This window comes from Claveliimonas monacensis (assembly GCF_014982975.1).
Lineage (GTDB): Bacteria > Bacillota > Clostridia > Lachnospirales > Lachnospiraceae > Claveliimonas > Claveliimonas monacensis.
The window spans coordinates 97,063-116,328 of the sequence record NZ_JADCKL010000004.1; the positions used below are offsets into that span (position 1 = coordinate 97,063).

Genomic DNA, 19,266 nt, shown 5'->3' on the forward strand with positions numbered 1-19,266 from the left:
TCTGTGTTTTTACAGTATTTTTACAGGAGGTTTCCATGTTAATCAGAGAAATCAAAACCCTTCTGGATGCACAGATCCTGTCCGGCGAACAGATGCTGGATCAGGATGTGGCAGAGGCTTTTGCCTCGGACATGATGAGCGATGTGCTGGCCTTTGCCAATCCCCACTGTGTCCTGCTCACCGGTCTGTGCAACCCACAGGTCATCCGGACTGCCGAAATGCTGGATGTTTCCTGTATTGTTTTTGTACGGGGCAAGCCCCTGGACAGCGAGATCCTGAATCTGGCAAGGGCAAAGGATATGTGCGTTCTGCACACGGAGAAAGGAATGTATACAACCTGCGGCATTCTGTACAGCAGCGGGCTGTAATGCCGGTCATGCCGGCATCAAGGAGGTAAACAGACATGAGCGAATGCCTGACATTCGAATACCAGGTTTCCGGCGATGATTTCACCCGCGCCGGCGAAGCCAGCAGCGATGTAAAGAACAAACTCAAGATGATGGGCGTGGACAGCGGCGTCATTCGCCGGGTCGCCATCGCCATGTACGAAGGAGAGATCAATATGGTCATCCATGCAGACGGAGGCAGCATTAAAGTCCTGGTCTCTGACGACAACATCCGGCTCATACTGGCGGACACAGGCCCCGGCATCCCGGACGTGGAAAAAGCCATGCAGCAGGGCTACTCCACCGCCCCGGAGGAGGTGCGCTCCCTGGGCTTTGGCGCCGGTATGGGTCTGCCCAACATGAAAAAATTTTCAGACAATATGCAGATCGACACTGAGGTGGGTGTCGGGACCACAGTGACCATGGACATACACCTGTAGGCGGATCTGCCCTGTAAAGGAGGACATCTTTTGGATAAATTCATACATTCTGTCAAACTGGATAAAGATGCCTGCACAGGCTGCATCAACTGTATCAAATACTGCCCCACCCAGGCCATCCGGGTACACGGCGGAAAGGCTTCCATCAAGCCCCAGTTCTGCGTGGACTGCGGCCGCTGTATCAGGTACTGTCCCCACCACGCCAAGATCGCGGAGTCGGACTCCCTGGATGAGATGCATAATTATAAATACACGGTGGCTCTTCCCGCCCCCTCCCTCTACGCCCAATTCAACAATCTGACCAACGTGGACATTGTTCTCAACGCCCTCCTCTCCATGGGCTTTGACGATGTCTTTGAGGTCAGCGCCGCAGCGGAACTGGTGTCGGAGATGACCCGCTCCTACATAGAAGAACACCGTGATGAGGCGCCTTTCATCAGCAGCGCCTGCCCCACCATTGTGCGCATCATCCGGGTCCGCTTTCCCACTCTGATCCCCCGCCTTTTGCCCATCCGGCCCCCGGTGGAGATCGCGGCACAGATTGCCAGAAAACTGGCTATGGAAAAGACAGGACTTCCCTCCTCGGACATCGGAATCTTCTTCATATCCCCCTGTCCCTCCAAGGTCACCTACGCCAAGGCTCCTCTTGGTATTGAGAAAAGCCAGATTGACAAGGTACTTGCCATCAAAGATGTGTATCCTGTGCTCCTCTCCCACATGACCCACGATGAGTCGAAGCTGCGCCCCCTCTCCACTTCCGGCCGCATCGGCATCGGCTGGAGCAACAGCGGCGGTGAGGCAGCCGGGCTCATCACAGACAATTACCTGGCAGCTGACGGCATCATGAATGTACTGCGGGTGCTCAGCGATCTGGAGGACGAGAAGTTTCACGGTCTTCTCTTTGTGGAGCTGAACGCCTGCAACGGAGGATGCGTGGGCGGTCCTCTGACCGTAGAAAATCCCTACGTGGCCACCGCCAAGACAAAGCGGCTCCACCGGTATCTGCCTGTCTCCGGCACCCATATGGAAGCCTGCCCGGATGTGGACTATCTGTGGGAAGAGTATGTGGAGTACGAACCGGTCTTCCGCCTTGGGAGCAATTTCCGCGAAAGCTTTGAGATGATGGGTATGGTGGAGGACCTGACAGAGCAGCTTCCCGGCCTGGACTGCGGCTCCTGCGGCGCTCCCACCTGCCGGGCCCTGGCGGAGGATATTGTCAGAGGAGAAGCCTCGAGAAATGACTGTATCTATGAATTTATTGCATTTATCCAGAGCCTCTCCGGAGATCTGTCCTACATGACTACCGAGATGGAGGCCTCCGGCCGCATTGGCCCCGAGGATCTGCAGAACCTGCAGCACTCCATCGGGAAACTGGCTCTGGAACTGCGCAGAAAGGATGTGTGACAGATGGCTTCTGTACAGAATCTTATAGAAAAAAATTGTTTTGAGCTGAAGAATGCAGGAAAGACTGACCGGGACATCACAAAAGTGTTCTGCTGCGATCTTCTCAGTATCGCCATGGGGAAGGCTCCCGGAGACAGTGCCTGGGTCACGGTCATGGGAAACCGGAACACGCTGGCCGTCGCCTCCCTGGCGGATGTCTCCTGTGTGATCCTGGCAGAGGGGGCTGCCTTCGCACCGGAAGATCTGGACTGCGCAAAAAAAGAGGAGATCACCGTATTTTACACCGAGCTGCCCGTCTTTGAGGCAGCCCTGGCGGTGCATGCTCTCCTGTGAACATGCTCTTCTACGATCTTCACATCCACTCCTGCCTCTCCCCCTGCGGCGACGGAGATATGACGCCGGCCAACATCGCCGGCATGGCTGCCGTGAAGGGGCTGGATGTGATCGCCCTCACAGACCACAATTCCTGCAGGAACTGTCCCGCCGCCATGAGGCACGCTGAGGCTCTGGGCATTACGCTGATCCCGGGCATGGAGCTGACCACCTCCGAGGAAGTTCACGTGGTCTGCCTCTTTCCCTCTCTGGAGGCAGCCATGGATTTCGACAGCTATGTGTATGCACATCTCCTTCCTGTAAAAAACCGTCCGGACATTTTCGGTGAACAGCTGATCCTGGATGAGAAGGATCAGATCACAGGCACCTTAGAGAAACTCCTGATCAATGCTACAGACATCCCCTTCTACCGGACAGAGGCTCTCGTGGCAGGATTCCACGGCATCTGTTTTCCGGCCCACCTGGACAAATCTTCCACCAGCCTGCTCTCCAACCTGGGCTTTATTCCCCCGGAGAGCACTTTCCGATGCGCAGAAATCCGTGATCTTACAAAGCTGCATCAGCTAAGGAGAGACCACCCCTATCTGGAGAGCTGCCGCATCCTCTCAAGTTCAGATGCCCACTATCTCTGGGACATCAGAGAGCCGGACCTGCAGATCCCCTGCGCCTCCCGCAGCATACCGGACATACTGGACGCCCTGTCCGCGCCAATATAATTAATGGCGCCACACACAAAAATCCCGCCTCATTTCCGAGGCGGGATTTATATACCACGCTATATTCTGCTGTGATTAGTTTTTCTTCTGTGCGATTGCAGCCTGTGCAGCAGCCAGACGAGCGATCGGTACACGGAACGGTGAGCAGGATACATAGTCAAGACCAAGCTTGTTGCAGAACTCTACAGAGCTCGGATCTCCACCGTGCTCGCCGCAGATACCTACGTGGAGCTTGGAGTTAACCGGTTTTCCAAGATCGATAGCCATCTTCATCAGCTTGCCAACGCCAACCTGATCCAGTTTTGCGAACGGATCGTTCTCAAAGATCTTAGCATCATAGTAAGCCTCAAGGAACTTACCTGCATCGTCACGGGAGAAGCCGTATGTCATCTGTGTCAGGTCGTTTGTGCCGAAGCAGAAGAAGTCAGCCTCTGCAGCGATCTCGTCAGCTGTAAGAGCAGCTCTCGGGATCTCGATCATTGTACCAACTTCGTACTCAAGGTCGCTTCCTGCAGCAGCGATCTCAGCGTCAGCTGTCTCAACAACGAATTTCTTCACGTATTTCAGCTCTTTGATATCGCCAACAAGCGGGATCATGATCTCCGGCTGAACTTTCCAGCCCGGATGAGCTTTCTGTACATTGATAGCCGCGCGGATAACAGCCTTTGTCTGCATCTTTGCGATCTCAGGATATGTTACAGCCAGACGGCATCCGCGGTGACCCATCATCGGGTTGAACTCATGGAGGCTGTCGATGATCTCTTTAATTCTCTCAACAGTCTTGCCCTGAGCCTCTGCCAGTTTCTTGATGTCCTCTTCCTCTGTCGGAACGAACTCATGAAGCGGCGGATCAAGGAAACGGATTGTTACCGGGTTGCCTTCCAGAGCCTCGTACAGTTTCTCGAAGTCGCTCTGCTGATACGGAAGAACTTTCTCAAGAGCTTTCTCTCTCTCTTCCTCTGTCTCAGCACAGATCATCTCACGGAATGCGTCAATTCTTCCCTCGCCGAAGAACATATGCTCTGTACGGCAAAGTCCGATACCCTCAGCGCCAAGCTCAGCAGCTTTTCTTGCATCTTCCGGTGTATCTGCGTTTGTGCGGACTTTCATTGTTCTGTATTTGTCAGCCCAGTCCATGATACGTCCGAACTCACCAGCGATTGTAGCGTCTACTGTCGGGATGATACCGTCGTAGATGTTACCCGTGGAACCATCGATAGAGATAGCATCTCCCTCGTGGAACTCTTTTCCGCCAAGTGTAAATTTCTTGTTAGCCTCATCCATGATGATGTCGCCACATCCGGATACGCAGCACTCGCCCATACCACGAGCAACAACGGCTGCGTGAGATGTCATACCACCGCGGACTGTCAGGATACCCTGCGCAGACTTCATACCTGTGATATCCTCAGGTGATGTCTCAAGACGAACAAGGATAACCTTCTCGCCTCTTGCAGCCCACTCTACAGCGTCATCAGCTGTGAAGACAACCTTACCGCAGGCAGCTCCAGGAGAAGCTCCAAGACCTTTGCCCATAGGAGTAGCAGCCTTCAGTGCAGCAGTGTCAAACTGCGGATGAAGCAGTGTATCCAGGTTACGGGGATCGATCATTGCAACAGCTTCTTCCTCTGTTCTCATTCCCTCGTCAACCAGATCGCATGCGATCTTCAGCGCAGCCTGAGCTGTTCTCTTACCGTTACGCGTCTGCAGCATGTACAGTTTGCCGTGCTCTACAGTAAACTCCATGTCCTGCATATCTCTGTAGTGTGTCTCCAGAGTCTTGCATACGCTCTTGAACTGAGCAAATGCCTCCGGGAATTTGTCTTCCATCTCGGAAATGTGCATAGGTGTGCGGACACCAGCAACAACGTCCTCGCCCTGTGCGTTTGTAAGGAACTCACCGAAGAGTCCGTTTTCTCCTGTAGCTGGATCACGTGTGAACGCAACACCTGTACCACAGTCATCACCCATGTTACCAAATGCCATCATCTGTACGTTGACAGCTGTTCCCCATGAATACGGGATGTCGTTGTCACGACGGTATACATTTGCTCTCGGGTTGTCCCATGAACGGAACACGGCTTTAACAGCTCCCATTAACTGCTCTTTAGCGTCAGACGGGAAGTCTGAACCGATCTTCTCTTTGTACTCAGCTTTGAACTGTCCTGCAAGAGTCTTCAGATCCTCTGCTGTCAGATCAACATCCTGTGTAACACCTTTCTCTTCTTTCATCTTGTCGATAAGCTCTTCAAAGTATTTCTTACCAACTTCCATAACTACGTCAGAGTACATCTGGATGAATCTTCTGTAGCAGTCCCAAGCCCAGCGCGGGTTACCGGAAGCTTCTGCCAGAGTCTCAACAACTTCCTCATTTAATCCCAGGTTCAGGATTGTGTCCATCATACCAGGCATGGAAGCTCTTGCACCGGAACGTACGGAAACGAGAAGCGGATTCTCTTTGTCTCCGAATTTCTTTCCTGTGATCTCTTCCAGCTTAGCCATAGCGTCCATGATCTGACCCATGATCTCGTCGTTGATCTTTCTGCCATCCTCATAGTACTGTGTACAAGCCTCTGTAGTAACAGTGAATCCCTGCGGTACCGGGAGTCCCAGGCCTGTCATCTCTGCGAGGTTGGCGCCTTTGCCGCCGAGAAGGTTTCTCATGGTTGCGTTACCTTCTGTGAACATATAAACCCATTTTGTTGCCATGTTCCAATGACCTCCTAAAAATTTTTCTTTCTAGTAATATCTAGTAATTTGCACATAATATTTTACTGTTTTTGCCATGGTTCGTCAAGTCCTTAACCAGTAAGTTGTAAAATAATATGCCGGCCGCTCTTTTTTGCCATAAAACCCTTGAAAACCAAAGATTTACATCTCTCGGATAAACGCCTTGTACCCCTTGTATGCCTCGTACACATCCGCCTTGCTTGTGATCTCCCAGGGAGCGTGCATGCACAGCACGGCCACGCCGCTGTCAATGACTTCCATCCCATAATTTGCCATGATGTAGGCAATAGTTCCGCCACCGCCTGCGTCTACTTTTCCAAGCTCCGCGAACTGGTAAGCCACATTCTGCTCATCCATGGCGCGGCGGATCTGTGCAAGGTACTCGGCATTGGCATCATTGGATCCGCTTTTTCCCCTGCTGCCTGTGAATTTGTTGAACACCAGGCCCTTGGCAAAAAAGGCGGAGCTCCTCTTCTCAAACACTTCCGCGTACATGGGATCGTAGGCAGCGCTCACATCAGAAGAAAGCATTTTGGAATTCTGCAGGGCCCGGCGCAGCTTCAGCTCTGACTCTCCCTCTTTAAGCGCCATCACCTCAGCCACTGTATTTTCAAAGAACCGGGAATGCATGCCTGTGGCGCCAACGCTGCCGATCTCTTCCTTATCTACCAGGATACAGCAGGCGGTCTTTTTCAGATCAGCCGTGTCCATCATGGCGAACAGGGATGTGAATGCGCAGACTCTGTCGTCCTGTCCGTAGGCCATGATCATGCTGCGGTCAAGTCCGCAGTCCCTGGACCTTCCTGCTGGAACGATTTCCAGCTCAGCGGAAAAGAAATCTTCTTCCTCAATCTGGTACGTTTCTTTAAGAAGCTGCAGGATCTGTTTTTTCACTGCTTCTTTTTCTGCTTTGTCCTGGGCGTCTTCTTCCTCTTTTTTAAGTGGTCTGCTTCCCACCAGAAGATCCAGCTTTTCTCCCTCAATGACAATGTTCGCCTTTTTCTCCAGCTGCTTTCCTGCCAGGTGCACAAGGAGGTCTGTCACTGCAAAGACCGGATCCTCCTCCTTTTCTCCTATGCAGATATCCACGGTTGTCCCGTCTTTTTTCACAACCACACCATGAAGCGCCAGAGGCAGGGTCACCCACTGGTACTTTTTGATGCCGCCGTAATAGTGAGTATCCAGATAGGCAAGTTCCTCATTTTCATAGAGAGGATTCTGCTTTACATCAATGCGGGGCGAGTCAATGTGGGCGCCCAGAATATTCATACCCTCCTCCAGTGGATTCTCGCCAATGTGGAAGAGGATAACGCTTTTTTCCATGCACACTGCGTAAACTTTGTCTCCTGCTGAAAGGCTGCCGCCGGATGTGATCACTTCCTTCAGATCACGGTATCCGTGTTCCACGGCAATTCGGACAGCGGCCTTTACACACTCCCGCTCCGTCTTGCCCTCGTCCAGGCATGCTTTGTATAAACTGCTGATGCGCTCCAGCTCGCCGAGCTCCCCTTCGGAGTAGGTAAGCCATGCATTTGTTCTTTCCATATCTGTAGTCCTCCTTTATGATGATGGGTATAGTATAACATATTTGATTGGGGACGTAACCCTTTTAAAAAGTATTACGTCCGGAATTAAACTAACTGGTGTGCTTTTATGAAATATTCCCCGTGTAATTGTGTCAGTTGTTTTTTACCTGATTTCTTACTTTTGAATATAGAAGTTTAGATTTGCGCTGTGATACATGCAGTGTTTGTTGAATCCTTTCCATATATTCTTCCCGATATTCTTTTTCTTCAAACACCTGGCTAAGATAATTCATCCTTGCCTGCGCATACATTTCTCTTGCGATTCTTTCTGCAATCTCAATCCTCTGCTGTTCCATTTCCTCATAGATATCCTGGAAAATTTCGTACTTCCTCTTTCCATGGAAATCATCAAAAGACATCCGATCACAAAATCTCTGTTTTACTAGTTGTATACTGTCTGGATGTATCAGCGGATCTTTCCCAGAAAAGAACTCTTTCATACTGCTAAAGCGGTAATCTCCTGCATGCACCACCATTCCGGCTTTTACCGGATTCATATGAATATAGCGAAGACAATTCCAGAAATAAGATTCTGTCTCAATACATTCACTTGTAAAACGATTCTGAAACACATGCCCATTACGGTTATGTTTATAATTATAATAAAATGCGTATTCTGCCAGGATCCTGGCCATGAACAAAGATAAAACCTGAAGCTCTGCCCCAATCATAATATGCACATGATTCGACATGATACAGTAGGCATAGATTTTTACTGCATATTTGCTCTGATATTTTCTGATAATTTTCTGGAAATATTTCTTTTCTCTTGTCTGATTAAAATTATTTTCCCGGGCTATTCCTTTTCCAACAACGTGGTATATGCCGGTACTACTCTCCTGTCTTTTTCTCTGTGGCAAAATATCTCTCCTCTCACTTGCCACAGGGACATTTCACACAATTACACACCAGTTAGTTTAATTCCGGACGTAATACTTTTGCAAAGTATTACGTCCAGAATTAACGGAACTACATATTACAATCCCATCTCATCTCTTACTTCCATGAAGCATTTCACGATGAAATCGATGTCTTCTTTCGTGTGGCTTGCGCACACCTGGGTACGGATTCTTGCCTTGCCCTTCGGTACAACCGGGTAGGAGAAGGCAACTACATATACGCCCTTGTCCACCATACGTTTTGCGAATTCTGCTGCTGTCTTCTCATCGTACAGCATAACCGGTACGCAGGGATGTGTGCCGGGGATTACGTCAAAGCCGTTGTCCACAAGAAGTTTTCTGTAGTAAGCTGTCACTTCTTCCAGATGATCCCGAAGTTCTGTGCTCTCATCCAGCATCTTGAACATCTCAATGCTGGCGCCTGCAATAGCGGGAGCAAGGGAGTTGGAGAACAGGTACGGACGGCTTCTCTGGCGGAGAAGGTCAATGATCTCTTTGCGGCCGGATGTGTATCCGCCTGACGCACCGCCGAGTGCTTTTCCAAGAGTACCTGTGATAATGTCCACACGGCCCTGCACGCCGCAGTACTCGGGAGTTCCCCGGCCTGTCTTTCCGACGAATCCGACTGCATGACTGTCATCCACCATAACCAGTGCATTGTACTGGTCTGCCAGATCGCAGATACCTTTCAGGTTACAGATAATTCCATCCATGGAGAACACGCCGTCTGTAGCGATCAGTTTGATCCTGGCTCCCGCCTCATCTGCCTCTTTCAGCTTAGCCTCCAGGTCTTCCATGTCGTTGTTTTTATAGCGGTATCTCTTTGCCTTACACAGGCGCACACCGTCAATGATGGAAGCATGGTTCAGCTCATCGCTGATCACTGCGTCATCAGCTGTCAGAAGTGTCTCGAAAAGTCCGCCGTTGGCGTCAAAGCAGGAGGAATACAAGATGGTGTCATCTGTTCCAAGGAAATCGGAGATAGTCTTCTCCAGCTTCTTGTGGATATCCTGTGTTCCGCAGATGAATCGCACGGATGCCACGCCAAATCCTTTTTCGTCATATGTTTTCTTGGCAGCCTCGATCAGCCTCGGGCTGTCTCCCAATCCCAGGTAGTTATTTGCACACATGCAGAGGAGTTCTCTTCCATCTTCCATGGTCACTCTCGCTCCCTGAGGAGAAACGAAAGGCGCCTCGCCTTTAAACAATCCTGCTTCCTTGATCCCCTCCACTTCTTTTGCATAAATGCTTAAAATATCGTCTTTACGTGCCATTTTCTTTTTTCGCTCCTTTACCTTATTGTTAATGTACTTTCCTAATTATAATGCAATCACATTCAGATGTCAGATCAGTCATTTACATGGGCCCAGTCCAGGATCACCTTGCCGGACTCTCCGGAAATCATTGCCTCAAATCCCTTGCGGTAATCTTTGATGTCGAAATGGTGAGTAATAATGCCGCTGATATCCAGACCAGCCTGAAGCATAGTGGACATCTTGTACCATGTATCCCATACCTTTCTTCCATAAATACCGCGCAGGTTCAGTCCGTTGAAGATGACGGTCTCCAGATCCACCTTGGCATCTGTCCTCTGCAGTCCGAGAAGCGCGATCTTGCCGCCGTGCTTCATATTGTGGATCATATCGTGGAGCGCTGCCTGGGAACCGGACATCTCAAGACCAACGTCAAAGCCCTCTGTCATTCCGATCTCTTTCATAACATCCGGAAGCTTTTCTTTGCCCAGATCAACTACTCTGGTAGCACCCAGCTTCTTTGCCAGGTCGAGACGGTACTCGTTGAAATCTGTCACCACCACGTGTCTTGCGCCCGCAAATTTTACGATAGCTGCTGCCATGATGCCGATAGGACCTGCGCCTGCCACAAGCACATCCTCGCCCAATACATCATAAGAAAGGGCTGTGTGAGTTGCATTTCCAAAGGGATCAAAAATCGCGTACATCTCTTCCGGTATATTAGGATTGCAGGGCCATACGTTAGAAGCCGGGATGACCAGATACTCCGCAAACGCTCCGTTGCGGTTTACGCCCACGCCCTTGGCATCCTTACAGTTTTCCTTGTGTCCTTCCAGACAGTTGCGGCATTTTCCACATGTGATATGTCCTTCTCCGGACACCAGATCACCGATGTTAAATCCGCGAACGCCTTCCCCTGTCTCCACGACTTCCCCAACATACTCGTGGCCGGCCGTAAGACCAATGGGAATCGTATGCTGTGCCCAGTCATTCCACTGCCAGATATGTACGTCTGTCCCGCAGATCGCTGTCTTGTGGATCTTAATCTTCACATCATTCGGTCCTACCTCCGGTATGGGTACTCGCTTCATCCAGAGTCCCTCTTCCGGTTTCTCCTTGACAAGCGCCCACATCATTCCATCATTTTTTCCTTCTCCCATGATATACATACCTCCATATTCTATCAATTACTGCCCCGTTTTTATAGAAATATTCTATAAAAAATGCCGGCAGCCTACCTTTGTTTATTATAGCACTCCTGGCCAGTGACTACAATTACATATTGACAAATTTTATGCATTTTGCATTATTTTAATTGTTAATCTTATAACATTTTTGTAAGATTTATTCTACTTTTTACAAGTTTTTTCACTTTTTCTATAGCATTATTGATGATAATATGCGATAATAAGTCCTATCAGGAAATACAGCAACTGAAATCATGAGAGAAAGAGAGGAGAAGCAGATCCAAACATATCTGCGAAAAAAAGTATGAAAAATCTAATCAAAAAATGGAACAGCATCAGTCTTGTAACGCGTATCATCTGCGGATTGATCATCGGTATCATCCTGGGGCTTGCTGTTCCACAGGCAACCGGCATTTCCATTCTCGGAGATCTGTTCGTTGGGGCGCTCCGCGGCGTTGCACCCGTCCTGGTATTCTTCCTGGTCATGAGTGCACTGTGCCACATGGGCGAAGGACAGAAGACCAACATGAAGGCCATCGTGATCCTCTACTGCCTGGGCAACCTTCTGGCCGCTCTGGTAGCTGTGATCGCGCATTACATCTTCCCGGTCACCGTAACCTTCTCCGAGAACACTGCCACAAGTGATGTAGCTCCCCCGAGCGGCGTTGTAGAAGTGCTGACCAACCTTCTGATGAACCTGGTGGACAATCCGGTGAATGCCATCGTGAACGCTAACTACATCGGCATCCTGGCATGGGCCATCATCTTCGGCGTAGCCCTCAAGAAGGCCGGCCCCGGCACGAAAAAAGCCCTGGAGGATATCTCCGAGGCCGTTTCCGTTGCCGTGCAGTGGGTTATCAGCTGTGCTCCCTTCGGTATCATGGGCCTGATCTTCGGCACCATCTCCGAGCAGGGACTGGGTGCACTTGTAGAGTACGGAAAGCTGATCGCTGTTCTGGTTGGCAGTATGGCGGTTGTCGCTTTTATCATCAACCCGCTTGTTACATTTATATGTGTGCGCAAAAATCCGTACCCACTCGTGTTCACCTGCTTAAAAGAGAGCTTTATCACAGCGTTCTTCACAAGAAGCTCTGCTGCCAATATCCCGGTTAACATGGAGCTCTGTAAGAAGCTGAACCTGGATGAGGATACATATTCTATCTCCATCCCGCTGGGATCCACAGTCAACATGGCCGGAGCCGCTATCACGATCTCCACCATGGCGCTGGCAGCAGCGACAACACTGGGCATCGAGGTATCCTTCGGATCCGCTCTGATCATGTGCGTACTGGCGGCAGCAAGTGCAGCCGGAGCATCCGGCGTGGCCGGCGGTTCCCTTCTGCTGATCCCGCTCGCCTGCAGCCTCTTCGGCATCCCGAACGACATCGCTATGCAGGTTGTCGGCGTAGGCTTCATCATCGGCGTAATCCAGGATTCCTGCGAGACAGGTATCAATTCTTCCACAGATGTTCTCTACACAGCCTGTGCGGAGTTCCGCGACAGACGTCTTCACCCCGAGAATTACGTTGGAAAGCCGGAAGCTCGCTTCACAGTTCCTAAGAACAAATAAGATAATACAGACAAGTAAATATACGGCAAGTAAAATAGGGTGCCGCCCGATCATCAGATTAGAGGATCGGGCGGCATTCTCGCTCCGTTTATGAAAAATCAGGAGAGTATCGCTTTGTTTTGTGGATATTCTCCTGGTTCAGAAAAGATACGAAAGGGGTTCTTCCTGCCAGCAGCCGGACAGGATCATCATCAGGAACCAAGCTTTCCAAATTGAATGGCAAAACCAGTTGATAAGAAAAGGAGCATTGCTCCATAGATGAATGACTCATCTATTTTGCAACACTCCTTTTCTTATCAACTTTTTTGCTTTCTGCTGCTGTCTTACCATTCAAATTTCTTTTCGAAATATTTCTCCAGATCCTCGATCTTTACTCTCTCCTGCTCCATGGTGTCTCTGTCACGGACAGTCACTGCACCGTCTTCTTCTGACTCGAAATCGTAGGTCACGCAGAAAGGTGTGCCGATCTCATCCTGACGGCGGTAACGCTTTCCGATATTTCCTCTCTCATCGAACTCACAGTTATATTTTTTGCAGAGCTGTGTATAAATCTTTGTGGCGCCCTCGCTCAGTTTTTTGGAGAGTGGAAGCACGCCGATCTTCACAGGAGCAATTGCCGGATGGAAATGAAGGACTGTACGCACATCTCCGCCTTCCAGCTCCTCCTCATCGTAAGCGCTGCAAAGGAACGCCAGAACCATACGGTCAGCCCCCAGCGAAGGCTCAATAACATAGGGGATATATTTTTCCTTTTTCTCATCGTCAAAATAGGTCAGATCCTGCTTGGACACTTCCTGGTGCTGGCTTAAGTCATAGTCTGTCCTGTCAGCAATACCCCACAGCTCGCCCCAGCCGAATGGGAAGAGGAATTCCACATCTGTGGTAGCACGGCTGTAGAAGCAGAGCTCTTCCGGAGAATGGTCTCTTGCGCGCATCTCTTCTTCTTTAATTCCCAGTGTTTTCAGCCAGTCAAGGCAGTACTTTTTCCAGTATGCATGCCACTCAAGGTCTGTTCCCGGCTCGCAGAAGAATTCCAGCTCCATCTGCTCAAACTCTCTGGTACGGAAAATAAAGTTACCCGGTGTGATCTCATTTCTGAAAGATTTTCCGATCTGGCAGATACCGAACGGAATTTTCTTTCTGGATGTACGCTGCACGTTTTTGAAGTTCACAAAGATGCCCTGGGCTGTCTCCGGGCGCAGATAAACAGTATTCTTTGCATCTTCCGTTACGCCCTGGAATGTCTTGAACATAAGGTTGAATTCCCGGATCTCTGTGAAATTGTGTTTACCGCACGTAGGACAGGGAATGTTATGTTCCTCAATAAAGGCTTCCATCTGCTCGTGGCTCCAGCCGTCAATGGTGGGGCCGATGTCAATGCCGTTCTCCTGGGCATAATCCTCGATCATTTTGTCCGCACGGAATCTTTCATGGCACTCCTTACAGTCCATCAGAGGGTCGCTGAAACCGCCCAGATGCCCGGATGCCACCCATGTCTGTGGATTCATCAGGATGGCACAGTCCACACCTACATTGTATGGATTTTCCTGGACAAATTTCTGCCACCAGGCTTTTTTTACATTGTTTTTCAGTTCCACGCCAAGATTTCCATAGTCCCATGTATTCGCAAGACCACCGTAAATCTCAGACCCCGGATAGACAAAACCTCTTGATTTTGCAAGGGCCACGATTTTGTCCATTGTCTTCTCAACCATTTCTCTTTCTCTCCTTTATAAATATTGGATAATGTCAATATTATACCGTTAAGCACTGCAGTTTTCAAGCCCTGATCATCTGCTCCAGAATATCCAGCGACTTAAAATGCCGGTCCACGTAGATCTCCATGTACCTTTTCATGATCATCTCCAGCTCGCCCAGCACTTTCTCAGAAACGGTAAAGGTATACAGCTTTTCAATGCTGGATGTTTCAATGTACTGCATCGTATAGAGCGTGGAGGGATCCAGCGGCAGGCAGTCTGCCCCCTGGGGCCGGCACCCGTCGCAGACAAGTCCTCCCTTGAGAGGGCTGAAAAAACTTCCTGTCGTCTCCCGGCGGCAGATCACACAGTGGAACACATCCGGCCCCTCACCATTTATAGTAATAGCTTTCAGTTCGTATATGTAGCGGATCAGTTTATCCGGAATAGACTTTTTCACAAGAGCTCGCAGCGTCTGATAGAGAAGCTTCAGAAGCTCTGTCTCATCATTTGCCTCCCGGGCATAATAATTGGCAATATCCATAAAATAAAATCCGTAGAAAGCCCCCTCCACGTCCATCCTCAGCTCTGCAAAATAATTTGATATAGAAGCCGATATCAGTGTGTAGGAAGTGCGCCCCTCATACAGGGAAAAACTGCCAAAAGAGAAGGGCTCTGTCGCCCCGGCCAGGGGGCTGTTGGGTCTGCGCGCACCCCTAGCGAATGCGGCGACTTTGCCCCGCTCTTTTGTAAGCAGCACAACTCGCTTGTCATATTCACCGATAGGAGTGGTCAAAAGGACCATTCCCGTCAACATTATCTGCTCCACTGTCTTCCTCTCCTGTCCCGTCTCCCGGCTCTTCATATTTCCGCATGATGGCCATGCACATCTCTATTCCTTTGTACTCGAGATAGTCTGAAATAGCTCCCGAATGCATAAACTTGTCCCAGTGTTCTTCCATCTTTTCACCTCATCCTATTGTTGGTTCCAATATTCATGAGGTTAGCATCTCCTGTGGACGGTTCTTTTTATTCATCTTCCCGATATCCAAAATTTTTCATCAGGTATTCACTGTCTCTCCAGTCCTTTTTCACTTTGACCCAAAGCTTCAGGTTTACCTGGCATCCCAGCATTTTTTCAATCTCGTACCGGGCTGTACTGCCGATCTTTTTCAACATATTTCCTTGTTTTCCAATAATGATCCCCTTGTGGCTGTCCCGCTCGCAGATAATCGTCGCATCAATGTGCATGACTTTTTTATTGCGCTTCATGCTCTCGATCGTCACAGCGATGCCGTGGGGGATCTCTTCATTCAGACAGTGCAGGGCTTTCTCACGGATCAGTTCCGCCACGATCTGACGTTCCGGCTGGTCTGTGATGGTGTCCTCATCATAAAACTGCGGCCCGTAAGGCAGATATTTCATGATCACCTTCAGGAGCTCATCTGTATTCTCCCCGCTCCTGGCAGACACAGGCACGATCTCTGCAAAATCGTAGAGATCCTTATAAGCAGCAATGGCCGGGAGCACTTCCTCCTTCTTCACCATGTCCACTTTATTGATCACAAGGATCACCGGCGTCTTCACTTTCTGGAGCTGATCGGCAATATGCCTCTCGCCTGCCCCGATAAAAGTGGTTGGCTCCACAAGCCAGAGCACCACATCCACCTCATTGAGGGTCCGCTCGGCAATATTGACCATATATTCGCCCAGCTTGTTTTTCGCTTTATGTATGCCCGGAGTGTCCACAAAAATGATCTGTCCCTCTTCTGTGGTCAGCACAGTCTGGATCCTGTTCCTTGTGGTCTGGGGTTTGTTGGATGTTATAGCGATCTTCTGGCCGATCAGATAGTTCATAAGCGTTGATTTTCCAACATTTGGGCGGCCTATGAGGGTCGCAAAACCTGATTTAAAATTATCTGTCATATTTACTCCTTTTTATTATATTTCACAGGGGTTGGTACACAATTACACACCAGTTAGTGTAAATCCGGACGTAACACTTTTTAAAAGTGTTACGTCCCCTGTTAAAAGTTTGTCACATTGTCAAACATATCCCGGTTTTCCTCGATCTTCTCCTCGCTTCCGATGACGCAGATCTGGTCCGCCGCCAGCATGGCCTCCACAACGCCTGCCAGAGCCCGGATATCTTCCTGGGTAGCATCCAGCACCTGGGCGCGCTCCCTGCGGATCATCTCCGCGCTGACATGGTTCATGTAAAGATTCATGGAGCGGTCTCCCTTAGACGCAGGAGTCATGGGCTGATCCAGATTGCTGATGGTGCCGATGATATATTTGTTCATATCCCGGTCGCTGACCGTAAAGTTCTTCAGGTAGTCCACAACGCCCTCGTACACGTCCATGGTGCGCTTTAAATGAGGATCACGGTAGGAGACAAGATATCCCTCACCGATCCGGTTAAAGCTGCTCATGCAGCCGTAGGCTCCACCCTTGACGCGGATATTCTGCCACAGGTAATCGTAGCTCAGGATCACTTTCAGGATCTGCAGCGCACCTGTGTAGGATGCCCCATGATCGATGAAATTACCGGTGCGGGCCACGTACTGAACCTTGGAAGCTGTCTTGAACCCCTCGTTCTTCTTCTGGCAGTGGATCACGCAGGGTGTCCCCGGAGCTCCGTCTGCAAAGAGGCCTTCCTTTATCTCTTTTACCAGCTCCTCCAGGCCATCCAGGCCATCCCGGGAAGCAGTAAAGCTGACCATCATATGGTCCCCCCGGAAAATCTGCCGGCTCAGTGTTTCAAGCACCTGTGTCAGCTCATCTTTTCTCTCCTCAAAGTGTTCTGACAGGTCTGCCACAAACTGGTAAAAGTCTATACCGTTGGTCATGTCCTTGAATTTCGCTGAGGGCGAGGCGTAAGACAGGGCCCGCAGGGCAGCAGTGGTGTGTCCCGAGGACTGGAACCGCATGAGAAGCCGGGATTTCAACATATCCAGGATCTCCTTGATCCTCTTTGTATCCTCCAGTTTTGACCCGGTCAGGATCTCACGCATCATCCGGAAGGCAAAAGGCATCTGACCGTACATGGCCTTTGCCTTTATCTCAAAGGTAGCACGGAAAGCTTTCTCCTCCACCTTAGTCACATCGTTGTAAAGTTCCAGGGATGTACCGATGCCGCCAGTGTGGCTGTTGATCTCATTGAACAGTTCCCCGTACTCATAATTTTCTGTATCGATAATGCCCAGCACGGACTGAAGAATGCCCACATACCCCAGCATCTCCTCCGGCACATCCGAAAGATCAAACATGAGATCCACATAGCCGATCCCGTTGGTCCAGGTCTCGTGGAACACAGCAGGCACACCGGCAAGTGTCATCTCCTCGTTGATGATAGGCGCAATCTCCCGGGAAATATCCGTCCTCTGCAGCACGGGGATCTTCTCAATATCCTCAGGCCTGTCCGGCTGGGACTGGTAGTCCTCCAGCTCTTTGGTCTGCTTCACCAAGCGCTCTTTCTGGGCATCGCTGAGGCTGTCCTTGAGGGTCTCCAGCTTCTCCTCCAGCTCCCTGTCCATTCTGGCCGTGCGGCCCTTCTCCGGCTTCACCACGACAATGGCCCCGTGAGTGTTGTCCAGCAGGTATTTCCGGATCAGCTCCTCATAGTATCCTGTTCCCACCTGACTTTTCAGGAACGCAAATGTATCCAGGGCATCAATGTGCATAAATGGCTCGTTTTCATCGTAGAGCCAGCTGTCCATCATCTGCAGCCCATACATAAGTCCCTTGGGATAGCTGCCGAAGTCCGCCTCCCTGTATCGGAACTCATGATAGTTGATCCCCGCCTCCAGGGCTTTCTTGTCTATACCTTTGTCCGCCGCATCTGTCAGCACCTCTTCGATGATGCGGATAAATTCCTCTTTCTGCTCCACGTTGGCATTTTTGGCAACAACAGAGAAGATGGGCTGGTAAATGCCGTTGTCGTAGGATCCTATAATATCCTTCCCGATGCCTGCATCTGTCAGGGCTTTCTTCAGGGGTGCGCCCGGCGCGGACAGAAGCGCGTAGTCCAGGATCTGGAATGCCAGATACAGCTCTTTGTCCAGGCTGGTGCCGATCACTTTATTGTAAGAGAGGTAGGTGTTGTCCTCCTCCGGTTCATCGCTTGCGATGGAGTAGGGGATCTCCTTTTCCACCATCCTGTCAAAAGGCTTCTGCAGACGGATGGCTGAGTCCACCGGCTCATTCTCATAGGCGCTCAGATATTCCTCATCCAGCCAGTTCAGTTTCTCCTCCATGTCCATGTCTCCATAGAGGTAAATGTAGCTGTTGGACGGATGATAGTATCTCCGGTGGAAGTCAAGGAACTGCCCGTAGGTCAGCTCCGGGATCACCTCCGGATCACCTCCGGACTCATTTGCGTAAGACGTATCCGGGAAGAGGGTGTTCAGCACCACTCTGTCCAGCACGCCTTCCGGAGAGGAAAACGCACCTTTCATCTCATTGTACACAACCCCGTTGTAGGTCAGTTTCCCGTCCTTCTCCTCCAAACGGTAACTCCACCCCTCCTGGCGGAAGATCTCATCGTGCTCGTAAATATTGGGATACAGCACAGCGTCCATGTACACATGCATCAGGTTCTGGAAATCCCGGTCATTGCAGCTGGCCACAGGATAGACCGTCTTGTCCGGGTAGGTCATAGCATTTAAGAAGGTATTCAGGGAACCCTTCACCAGCTCCACAAAAGGATCTTTAGCCGGAAAATGCTTTGATCCGCACAAAACCGAATGTTCCATAATATGGGGCACACCTGTGCTGTCTGCGGGCGGCGTACGAAAAGCGATGCTGAACACTTTATTGTCGTCATCATTTTCAATGAGGACCACTCTGGCACCGCTCTTCCTGTGTTTCAAAAGGTAACCTGTCGATTTGATCCCGCCCAGTTCCTCCCGGCGGATCAGTTCATAGGCTTTGCAGTTATTGATCTCCATACTATCTATCCTCATTTCTTTTTTATTCTCTTTATATCTGAACATATATTATAGCAGTTTTCCCGTAAATAAGAAAGCTAATCAGCTCTTTTTCCGGGTCTGACCTAATGAAAAAA

At 50.1% G+C, this 19,266-nt stretch carries 16 protein-coding genes; 6 read left to right on the forward strand and 10 right to left on the reverse strand.

The genetic code is table 11. From position 1 onward, the window contains the following. Positions 1–35: 35 nt before the first annotated feature. Genes INF30_RS07400 through INF30_RS07420 form a run of 5 tightly spaced genes read left to right on the forward strand, consistent with a single transcriptional unit; the run spans position 36 to position 3,279 of the window. Positions 36–368: a DRTGG domain-containing protein gene (locus INF30_RS07400; RefSeq protein WP_226394757.1), complete on the forward strand. Its 333-nt coding sequence runs from the start codon at positions 36–38 to the stop codon at positions 366–368. 35 nt (positions 369–403) lie between these two features. Beyond that, positions 404–826: an ATP-binding protein gene (locus INF30_RS07405; RefSeq protein WP_076776394.1), complete on the forward strand. Its 423-nt coding sequence runs from the start codon at positions 404–406 to the stop codon at positions 824–826. 30 nt (positions 827–856) lie between these two features. Next, entirely contained in the window at positions 857–2,230 is a 1,374-nt protein-coding gene (locus INF30_RS07410; RefSeq protein ID WP_226394758.1) for a [Fe-Fe] hydrogenase large subunit C-terminal domain-containing protein, read from the forward strand. A 3-nt stretch (positions 2,231–2,233) separates the two neighbouring features. Further along, positions 2,234–2,563 (forward strand): hypothetical protein, encoded by a 330-nt coding sequence (locus INF30_RS07415; RefSeq protein ID WP_076776390.1) that lies wholly within the window; start codon positions 2,234–2,236, stop codon positions 2,561–2,563. A 2-nt stretch (positions 2,564–2,565) separates the two neighbouring features. Further along, complete coding sequence (locus INF30_RS07420) at positions 2,566–3,279, forward strand: PHP domain-containing protein (RefSeq protein ID WP_264176881.1); 714 nt, start codon at positions 2,566–2,568, stop codon at positions 3,277–3,279. 75 nt (positions 3,280–3,354) lie between these two features. Here the strand turns inward: INF30_RS07420 and ppdK are convergent, their stop codons facing one another. The 5 genes from ppdK to tdh all read right to left on the reverse strand — a co-directional run bounded on the left by ppdK (position 3,355) and on the right by tdh (position 10,907). Continuing rightward, complete coding sequence (gene ppdK / locus INF30_RS07425) at positions 3,355–5,988, reverse strand: pyruvate, phosphate dikinase (RefSeq protein ID WP_226394760.1); 2,634 nt, start codon at positions 5,986–5,988, stop codon at positions 3,355–3,357. 162 nt (positions 5,989–6,150) lie between these two features. Then, the gene (locus INF30_RS07430; protein ID WP_226394761.1) at positions 6,151–7,554 is read right to left on the reverse strand and encodes an aminopeptidase; all 1,404 of its coding nucleotides are present in this window, start codon (positions 7,552–7,554) and stop codon (positions 6,151–6,153) included. Positions 7,555–7,687: 133 nt separating this feature from the next. Next, the gene (locus INF30_RS07435; RefSeq protein ID WP_226394762.1) at positions 7,688–8,455 is read right to left on the reverse strand and encodes an REP-associated tyrosine transposase; all 768 of its coding nucleotides are present in this window, start codon (positions 8,453–8,455) and stop codon (positions 7,688–7,690) included. Positions 8,456–8,571: 116 nt separating this feature from the next. Continuing rightward, positions 8,572–9,768, reverse strand: coding sequence for a glycine C-acetyltransferase (locus INF30_RS07440; RefSeq protein WP_076778629.1), 1,197 nt, complete (start codon positions 9,766–9,768; stop codon positions 8,572–8,574). 74 nt (positions 9,769–9,842) lie between these two features. Then, positions 9,843–10,907: an L-threonine 3-dehydrogenase gene (gene tdh, locus INF30_RS07445; protein WP_087174923.1), complete on the reverse strand. Its 1,065-nt coding sequence runs from the start codon at positions 10,905–10,907 to the stop codon at positions 9,843–9,845. Between the two features lie 331 nt (positions 10,908–11,238). Here tdh and sstT point away from each other — a divergent pair, with 331 nt between their 5' ends. Beyond that, positions 11,239–12,504, forward strand: coding sequence for a serine/threonine transporter SstT (sstT, locus tag INF30_RS07450; RefSeq protein ID WP_226394763.1), 1,266 nt, complete (start codon positions 11,239–11,241; stop codon positions 12,502–12,504). Positions 12,505–12,827: 323 nt separating this feature from the next. Here the strand turns inward: sstT and INF30_RS07455 are convergent, their stop codons facing one another. From INF30_RS07455 to INF30_RS07475, 5 genes are all read right to left on the reverse strand, one after another. Further along, positions 12,828–14,219, reverse strand: coding sequence for a glycine--tRNA ligase (locus INF30_RS07455; RefSeq protein ID WP_076778637.1), 1,392 nt, complete (start codon positions 14,217–14,219; stop codon positions 12,828–12,830). Between the two features lie 64 nt (positions 14,220–14,283). Continuing rightward, the gene (gene recO, locus INF30_RS07460) at positions 14,284–15,030 is read right to left on the reverse strand and encodes a DNA repair protein RecO (RefSeq protein ID WP_226394764.1); all 747 of its coding nucleotides are present in this window, start codon (positions 15,028–15,030) and stop codon (positions 14,284–14,286) included. After that, positions 14,978–15,163 carry a hypothetical protein gene (locus INF30_RS07465; protein WP_226394765.1) on the reverse strand — a complete coding sequence of 62 codons (186 nt, stop codon included), beginning with the start codon at positions 15,161–15,163 and terminating at the stop codon, positions 14,978–14,980. The genes recO and INF30_RS07465 overlap by 53 nt, the downstream gene beginning before the upstream one ends. A gap of 67 nt (positions 15,164–15,230) precedes the next feature. Then, positions 15,231–16,127, reverse strand: coding sequence for a GTPase Era (gene era / locus INF30_RS07470; protein WP_076778639.1), 897 nt, complete (start codon positions 16,125–16,127; stop codon positions 15,231–15,233). A gap of 101 nt (positions 16,128–16,228) precedes the next feature. Next, positions 16,229–19,150 (reverse strand): insulinase family protein, encoded by a 2,922-nt coding sequence (locus INF30_RS07475; RefSeq protein WP_226394766.1) that lies wholly within the window; start codon positions 19,148–19,150, stop codon positions 16,229–16,231. Positions 19,151–19,266: the final 116 nt, after the last annotated feature.

What these genes read in the sequence shown, in the direction of transcription:
- era (WP_076778639.1), bottom strand. Translation starts at nt 16,127, where the DNA reads ATGACAGATAATTTTAAATCAGGTTTTGCGACCCTCATAGGCCGCCCA.
- sstT (WP_226394763.1), top strand. Translation starts at nt 11,239, where the DNA reads ATGAAAAATCTAATCAAAAAATGGAACAGCATCAGTCTTGTAACGCGT.
- ppdK (WP_226394760.1), bottom strand. Translation starts at nt 5,988, where the DNA reads ATGGCAACAAAATGGGTTTATATGTTCACAGAAGGTAACGCAACCATG.
- INF30_RS07430 (WP_226394761.1), bottom strand. Translation starts at nt 7,554, where the DNA reads ATGGAAAGAACAAATGCATGGCTTACCTACTCCGAAGGGGAGCTCGGC.
- INF30_RS07455 (WP_076778637.1), bottom strand. Translation starts at nt 14,219, where the DNA reads ATGGTTGAGAAGACAATGGACAAAATCGTGGCCCTTGCAAAATCAAGA.
- INF30_RS07400 (WP_226394757.1), top strand. Translation starts at nt 36, where the DNA reads ATGTTAATCAGAGAAATCAAAACCCTTCTGGATGCACAGATCCTGTCC.
- INF30_RS07475 (WP_226394766.1), bottom strand. Translation starts at nt 19,150, where the DNA reads ATGGAGATCAATAACTGCAAAGCCTATGAACTGATCCGCCGGGAGGAA.
- INF30_RS07405 (WP_076776394.1), top strand. Translation starts at nt 404, where the DNA reads ATGAGCGAATGCCTGACATTCGAATACCAGGTTTCCGGCGATGATTTC.
- INF30_RS07440 (WP_076778629.1), bottom strand. Translation starts at nt 9,768, where the DNA reads ATGGCACGTAAAGACGATATTTTAAGCATTTATGCAAAAGAAGTGGAG.
- tdh (WP_087174923.1), bottom strand. Translation starts at nt 10,907, where the DNA reads ATGGGAGAAGGAAAAAATGATGGAATGATGTGGGCGCTTGTCAAGGAG.
- INF30_RS07420 (WP_264176881.1), top strand. Translation starts at nt 2,566, where the DNA reads ATGCTCTTCTACGATCTTCACATCCACTCCTGCCTCTCCCCCTGCGGC.
- INF30_RS07415 (WP_076776390.1), top strand. Translation starts at nt 2,234, where the DNA reads ATGGCTTCTGTACAGAATCTTATAGAAAAAAATTGTTTTGAGCTGAAG.
- INF30_RS07465 (WP_226394765.1), bottom strand. Translation starts at nt 15,163, where the DNA reads ATGGAAGAACACTGGGACAAGTTTATGCATTCGGGAGCTATTTCAGAC.